6 protein-coding genes are annotated in these 6216 nt (G+C 49.7%); 4 read left to right on the top strand and 2 right to left on the bottom strand.

The features are described from left to right. The first annotated feature begins 432 nt into the window (after positions 1 to 432). The gene (locus SGI97_05320; GenBank protein MDZ4723306.1) at positions 433 to 1095 is read left to right on the top strand and encodes a thermonuclease family protein; all 663 of its coding nucleotides are present in this window, start codon (positions 433 to 435) and stop codon (positions 1093 to 1095) included. Between the two features lie 67 nt (positions 1096 to 1162). On the opposite strand, the gene SGI97_05315 is transcribed toward SGI97_05320, so the two are convergent. Continuing rightward, a complete protein-coding gene (locus SGI97_05315; GenBank protein MDZ4723305.1) occupies positions 1163 to 1765 on the bottom strand; it encodes a PEP-CTERM sorting domain-containing protein in 603 nt (200 codons plus the stop codon). Between the two features lie 191 nt (positions 1766 to 1956). Then, complete coding sequence (locus tag SGI97_05310; GenBank protein ID MDZ4723304.1) at positions 1957 to 3165, bottom strand: DEAD/DEAH box helicase; 1209 nt, start codon at positions 3163 to 3165, stop codon at positions 1957 to 1959. 561 nt (positions 3166 to 3726) lie between these two features. Between SGI97_05310 and trpS the strand changes: the two genes are divergently transcribed. From trpS to scpB, 3 genes are all read left to right on the top strand, one after another. Next, positions 3727 to 4728 (top strand): tryptophan--tRNA ligase, encoded by a 1002-nt coding sequence (gene trpS / locus SGI97_05305; protein MDZ4723303.1) that lies wholly within the window; start codon positions 3727 to 3729, stop codon positions 4726 to 4728. Next, positions 4725 to 5573, top strand: coding sequence for a segregation/condensation protein A (locus tag SGI97_05300; protein ID MDZ4723302.1), 849 nt, complete (start codon positions 4725 to 4727; stop codon positions 5571 to 5573). Before trpS ends, SGI97_05300 begins: the two co-directional genes overlap by 4 nt. Continuing rightward, on the top strand, positions 5570 to 6216 hold a 647-nt coding region (gene scpB / locus SGI97_05295), incomplete at its 3' end, for an SMC-Scp complex subunit ScpB (GenBank protein ID MDZ4723301.1). The genes SGI97_05300 and scpB, both read left to right, overlap by 4 nt.

Here is a 6216-nt window from a genome sequence, read left to right as displayed (position 1 = left end):
TCCGATATTAGTAGGTCAGTGACCCTTGGGTCCTGACGTCTTATATTCGTTTAGCGTTACTGATGTCGAGAAGATGGATTCTCCGCCATCGGTGGACGGTGTGATTGCATGAAGATTTATGCTGGGTACCGGCCTACGCCGGTACGACATTAATAAGGGAATCCCATGGAAATCGGGCTCCCTGATACTATAGGCATCACCCCAAAAGGTCATTCCGGTCGGCCCACGGCGGAGAATCCAGTATTCATGTTTGTGGCCAGTAGGGCACCCCATGGAGCATACGAAGGCAAGTAGGGAGCATGACAGGAGCACGAACAGCCCTGCTCCATGCTCCCAAGGACCCCAACCCCAAAACAGCAATTAGCGATAGCGGTAAGGGTTGTGTAAAACTATGTTTGAACATGGCCACATTATTCGCAAAGGCAGACGTCAATGGCAAAGCGTAGGCGATCAAGAAACGCTCTGAAAAGCGTGGCGCTTGTCGGTACCGTGGCGGCGGGGCTCTTACTTGTGCGTTTTGTCGAGCAGGTCGGCCCAGAGCGTAAAGAGACGGACAGGTTCACGGTTACAGCGGTTTTCGACGGAGATACCGGCGACCTTGCCGGAGGTGACAGGCTCAGGCTGCTCGGCATAGACACCCCTGAAAAGGATGAACCGCTCTATAATGAGGCACGGAGCATGTTTTCCAAGCTTGCGAAGGGTGAACCCGGACGACTTGAGTATGGCGGAACCCGTCGGGACAAATACGGGCGTCTGTTGGGCTATCTCTATGTTGACGACACGCTTTTGGTTAACAAAGCGCTTGTTGATTCTGGGCTGGCCTATATTTATCTCTTCAAAGACAGCGATCTCAAAGATGAGGAAATAAATCAGATTTTGGCCAGTCAGCGAAATGCTATCGCCCGGAGGGTTGGGCTGTGGAATTTGCAATATGAGCCGGAAGGATATTATGTGGCAGGTAAAAATTCATTCCGGTTGCACCGCCCGGGCTGTAATTCGATTTCTGACCAAAAAATTGAGAATCAAATTCGCTTTGCGACCCGCGAAGAAGGGCTGTCTAAAGGATTGTCCCCCTGCCGCAATTGCCATCCGTGACAATGGATAATCCAAACAAAAACCCCCTCTGGTGGGAGGGGTTTTTGACAGTTTTATGTTCGCTTGCTTACTTGCGATTTCGTCTGATCAGGCCGACTCCGGCGAGACCAAGACCAAAAAGAAGCATCGAAGCCGGCTCTGGGACAGCGGTTTCACCGCCGCCGGGATTGTTAATTGAGAAAGAGCCTGTGTAAAGGTACTGGCTACCAACTCCAATACCGTGGGTACCGTTCTTATTGATGATGAGTTCATGCTGATTTACAAGACCGGAATAATCAAAAGTAAACTTGTCGAATTTTGAACCGTTAAGGTCGAAATCAAAGCCGAAATATCTCCCGAGAGTGGTCGGGTCGTCGCCATTGTTGGCATCCCACGCCGGCGCTCCATAATCGCCAAAATCCTGGAGTTCGTCATTGAATCCTCGGGTCGCATAATAATTGTAGGATTTTCCTGGGGTAGACAACGAAAATTTACCGAGGTAGGAATAATTAAGGAAACGCTCTGTTTCTTCGGAAGACAAGCTGTAATTCAGTTCGACTCTTAAACGATAGCTGTCAGAATCAATCTTGGTTAGTGAAGCGCTGGCAATGTTGAAAAATCCAAAGGCAAACGATGCCGAAGGGATCATCAACGCCAGAATGAGAATTGCGCCTAAAAGTACTCGTTTCATCGTCCCTACCATGCTGGACAGACCAGCTTTTAAGCCCTATACAGTTCAGTCAAAACATCGCACACGCATCGGAAATCCGTATCCACCACTATACGAGGCACTCACAAGGTACGCAAAAAGTCAAATCTGTCAATAGGCCATATTGACAGATTTGTAATAATGCAAAAATTAGCTGTGCTGTAATGTGTGAACTAACGGCGTCTCATGCGGGCCGGCTGTTGTCTTCGGGCTCGCCCAAAGGGCTGGTGTGGACGCTCGGGCTGGATTTTTTCCGCGTCTTTGCCTCCCAAGAGGACAGTTCGGACGAGTTTTTCGATATCTTTGACTTTACTCCGCTGGTCGGGTGTGACAAATGAGATGGCTCTTCCTGCAAGTCCGGCGCGGCCTGTGCGTCCGATTCGGTGGACGTAATCCTCGGGGTTATCGGGGATATCATAGTTTATAACCAACTCAATCCCTTTGACATCGATACCACGCGAGGCGATGTCGGTGGCAATCAGGATGCGGTATTTCCCCTTTTTGAAGCCTTCCAGGGCCTCTCTCCGCTGGGCAAGGGAACGGTCGGAGTGGATTTCGGCGGCACTGTGATCCATTCCGCGTACAGCGCGGGTAATTCTCTGGGCGCCGAATTTCGTCCGGCAAAAGACAAGGATCGCTCCGCGGTACTCCTCGAGTGTTTTCTGGAGCTGGATATGCTTTTCATCCTTGCGGAGCATGAAAATCTCTTGTTCCACATTTTCAGCGGCGGTTCCTGCGCGGGCAATTTCGACGCGGACTGGCAGTTTCATATGGGTTGCGGCGATTTTGACAATCTGATCGGGCATGGTTGCCGAGAACAGCATCGTCTGTCTGTCGCGTGGAACAGCCACAAGAATCCGCTTAATCTGCGGAGCAAAACCCATATCGAGCATACGGTCGGCTTCGTCCAAAACCAGCACATTGACATCATTCAGGTGAAGGCTTTTCTGGGTGAGGTGGTCGATTATTCTTCCGGGTGTGCCAATGACGACATGGGGGTTTTTGCGGAGAGCCATCAACTGGGGCTGCATCGATGCCCCGCCGATGAGAATGGCCGTTTTCAGGCCGAATGTCCGTCCGACTCGCTGAAATACTTCTTCGACTTGGAGCGCAAGTTCGCGTGTGGGTAAAATCACAAGTCCGCGTCCCTGGACTCGGGCAATGCGCTGGATCATGGGTATGGCAAAAGCGAGCGTTTTGCCGGTGCCGGTCTGGGCAATACCAATGACATCCAGACCTTCGATAGCGACCGGAATTGCCTTTTGCTGGATAGGGGTTGGCTCGGTAAACTTCATTTTGTCCAACGCTTCGAGCAGTTTTGGGGCGATCCCAAGACCATAGAAGTTACTGGCGTTTTGGGTGGGATGGTGCGTTTGTGTCATTCACAATTCCTTCAATTTCGTTTATGACCCGATTCCTGCAGGGTCATAAGCTTGCTGAATGACATGCGTGAGGTACGAGTCCGGTTTCCTCAATACAAATGAGGGTGGTTACTAATGCGCGATGGAGAGGATACGGCAAACAAAGCAGTTTGTCAATCTTTGTCGAACATCTGTTATTTGGCCCCTTTAACCGATCTTATGGCTGAGAGTTTCAATTATTTTTGATTGATTTGGGGAGCAGAGACAGGGAGAAAGGGAATTGAGCGGTGGGGCAAGGTGCAGAACCAAGCTTTTCCGGTTGCGTTAAGTCTTGGCTACGGCTGAATCAAGGAAGACATTTCACAGTGTAATTCTCTTTGAATTTTCGTGCAGGCCGTCTCTGGCCTGCACCAACTTGAAGATCACACCGTCCCGACGAATGTCGGGAGTGTGGTACAAGATAATATGGCGACGTGGCTGGGCATCACCAGCAAAACGACAGAAAACGTGCCCGCTATTTTTAATTGATTTAACGCCTTCTTCCCTCTACCATCGGCACATGTATAATCCAGTGCCCTATATATGAATGATATAAAAAAAAAGAAGGAAACAGTCCTCTCCGGAATGCAGCCAACCGGGGCATTGCATATCGGCAATCTCGAAGGCGCGCTCAGAAACTGGGTTCGTTTACAAGACCAATACTGGATGTTTATCTGTGTTGTGGACTGGCATGCCCTGACTGCTGATTATAATGACACAGTCGGCCTCAAAGACCGCATTTTTCAAATGGGGATCGATTTCCTCGCCGCCGGGCTCGATCCGGAAAAGTGCGCGATATTTATTCAGTCTGAAGTAAAAGAGCACGCCGAGCTTCATTTGATATTTTCCATGCTCATAAGTGTCCCGACTTTGACCCGACTACCCACATATATCGAGAAAAAAGAGAAGCTGGATTCGTATGGATTTCTGGGATATCCGGTGCTTCAAGCCGCAGATATATGTCTATATAATGCCGATAAAGTGCCCGTCGGCAAAGACCAGGAGAAGCATATTTGGTTGGCCGCAGATTTAGCAAAACGATTCAATTCCACATATAAGAAAGTCTTCGTCGAACCGCAGGCGCTCTTTGCTGAGACCCCGCTGATACTTGGGGCTGACAACAGGAAGATGTCCAAATCATACGACAATCATATCCCGATTGATTACACCGAAGAACAGACCGAAAAACGGATACGGACATTTATAACCGATCCGCAAAAGGTTCGGCGTGGTGATCCGGGTAATCCCGATATTTGCCCGGTTTATTTTTTGCATAAGATATATACTGAAAACGCAACCGAGGTTATTGCCCCTCCATGCCGGACAGGAGAACTTGGGTGTGTCGACTGTAAAATGAAACTTGCGGCCAATCTCAATTCCGTTCTCAGGCCAATCAGAGAGAAAAGGAAACAACTTTCTTCAAAACCAGATTACGTTTGGGATGTATTAAATACAGGAGCGGAACGGGCACGAAACCGCGCCCAGAATGTTATGGACAAGGTGCGTAGCGCTATGAAAACAGATTATAGAAAGCAACTGTCATGAGCAAGGCCCCAAGCTCGGTAGTGTCATCACAGGCCGAGTTTCGATCGGTCGATGCGCCGGACGAATATCGCGAAAATTACCAAGTCGACATTGGTGTCTTTAGCGGACCGCTCGATCTGCTTCTCTTTCTCATAAAAAAAGAAGAAGTCGATATTTCCGATATTCCTATCGCAAAGATTACGCGCCAGTATTTGAAATATATCGAGATGATGCAGACGCTCAACCTCGAGGTCGCTGGCGAATTTGTGCTGATGGCGGCCACGCTCATTCGGATAAAGACCCGCCTGCTTCTGCCCAGTTTTGAGGCTGAACTTGATGAAGGGGACCCGCGCGAAGAGCTTATCTGGGCGCTCATGGAGTACAAAAAGTACAGAGAAGCCTCCGAAGTTCTCCGCGAAAAAGCCCTGCTCGAAGAGCAGCATTATGTCCCACCAGCGCCGCTTGGAAAAATCGAAGGACGGGTCGACCTTTCGCCCGCGACAACTCTTTTTGATCTTATGGCGGCTTACCGAAACCTCATGGCTGGCAAAAAGCCGGAGATATTTCATGAGGTTGTGCCGGAGGAAATATCAATTGAAGAGCGTATGTTGCTCATTATGCGGTATCTTAAAGGCGAAGAGTCGGCCTTGTTTGAAGATCTTTATATAGATCATCCGAAGAAAATGACGGCGGTCGTGTCATTCATTGCCATGCTCGAACTGGCCCGCACGCGAAGAGTCAATCTTCAGCAGGCCTTTCCATTCTCGGCCCTTCGGGTGTACCGCGGAGAGTTTTATGATGCGCCGCATCGAGAAATTGATCTTATTGCCTATGAACCAATAGACGAACAGGTTAATGAAGTATGATAGATGATGCCTATATCCAGTCGACTGTCGAAGCCATGATTTTGGCTTCGCCTGAACCGCTATCTGTTTCGCGCATAGTCAATGTGACCGGCTCGCTTACTCCGTCCAGAATTGCGCAGGCAGTCACCGAGTTGAATGTCCGTTACACCGAGACTGGCTCATCGTTTAGAATCCGCGAGATAGCGGGCGGCTATCAGTTTTACATCTTGCCGGATTATGTTGGCTATGTCGAGGAGCTTTTCGCGCGTCGGCGCAAAATGCGTCTGACTCGCGCGGCTCTCGAAACGATTGCTATTATCGCCTACAAACAGCCGGTGACTAAAAATGAAATCGAGCAAATTCGCGGTGTCTCCTCGGATGGCGTCATCAATACGCTGCTTGAGAAAAATATGGTGCTCATTACCGGACGCGCGACGACGGTTGGTAAACCGCTTCAGTATGGGACAAACGAGGAGTTCCTCAAATTCTTCGGATTGAATTCGCTCGCTGATCTTCCGAAGATGTCGGAAATCGAAGAGCTACTGGCATCGAATGAACGCCGCGAGCAGACCGAGCTCGGTCTGCCGCAAACACCGTTCGCTGATGCCTATGCCAGCAAGCTGAATGTGGCCGATGGAACCTATAATCCGGCTGAGAGAGACGC

The organism is Candidatus Zixiibacteriota bacterium, assembly GCA_034439475.1.
Lineage (GTDB): Bacteria > Zixibacteria > MSB-5A5 > GN15 > FEB-12 > JAWXAN01.
This window is presented reverse-complemented; position numbering and strand designations above follow the sequence as displayed.

Excerpts from the sequence above, each read along its gene's own strand:
- SGI97_05320 (MDZ4723306.1), top strand. The coding sequence starts at position 433 with ATGGCAAAGCGTAGGCGATCAAGAAACGCTCTGAAAAGCGTGGCGCTT.
- SGI97_05315 (MDZ4723305.1), bottom strand. The coding sequence starts at position 1,765 with ATGAAACGAGTACTTTTAGGCGCAATTCTCATTCTGGCGTTGATGATC.
- SGI97_05310 (MDZ4723304.1), bottom strand. The coding sequence starts at position 3,165 with ATGACACAAACGCACCATCCCACCCAAAACGCCAGTAACTTCTATGGT.
- trpS (MDZ4723303.1), top strand. The coding sequence starts at position 3,727 with ATGAATGATATAAAAAAAAAGAAGGAAACAGTCCTCTCCGGAATGCAG.
- SGI97_05300 (MDZ4723302.1), top strand. The coding sequence starts at position 4,725 with ATGAGCAAGGCCCCAAGCTCGGTAGTGTCATCACAGGCCGAGTTTCGA.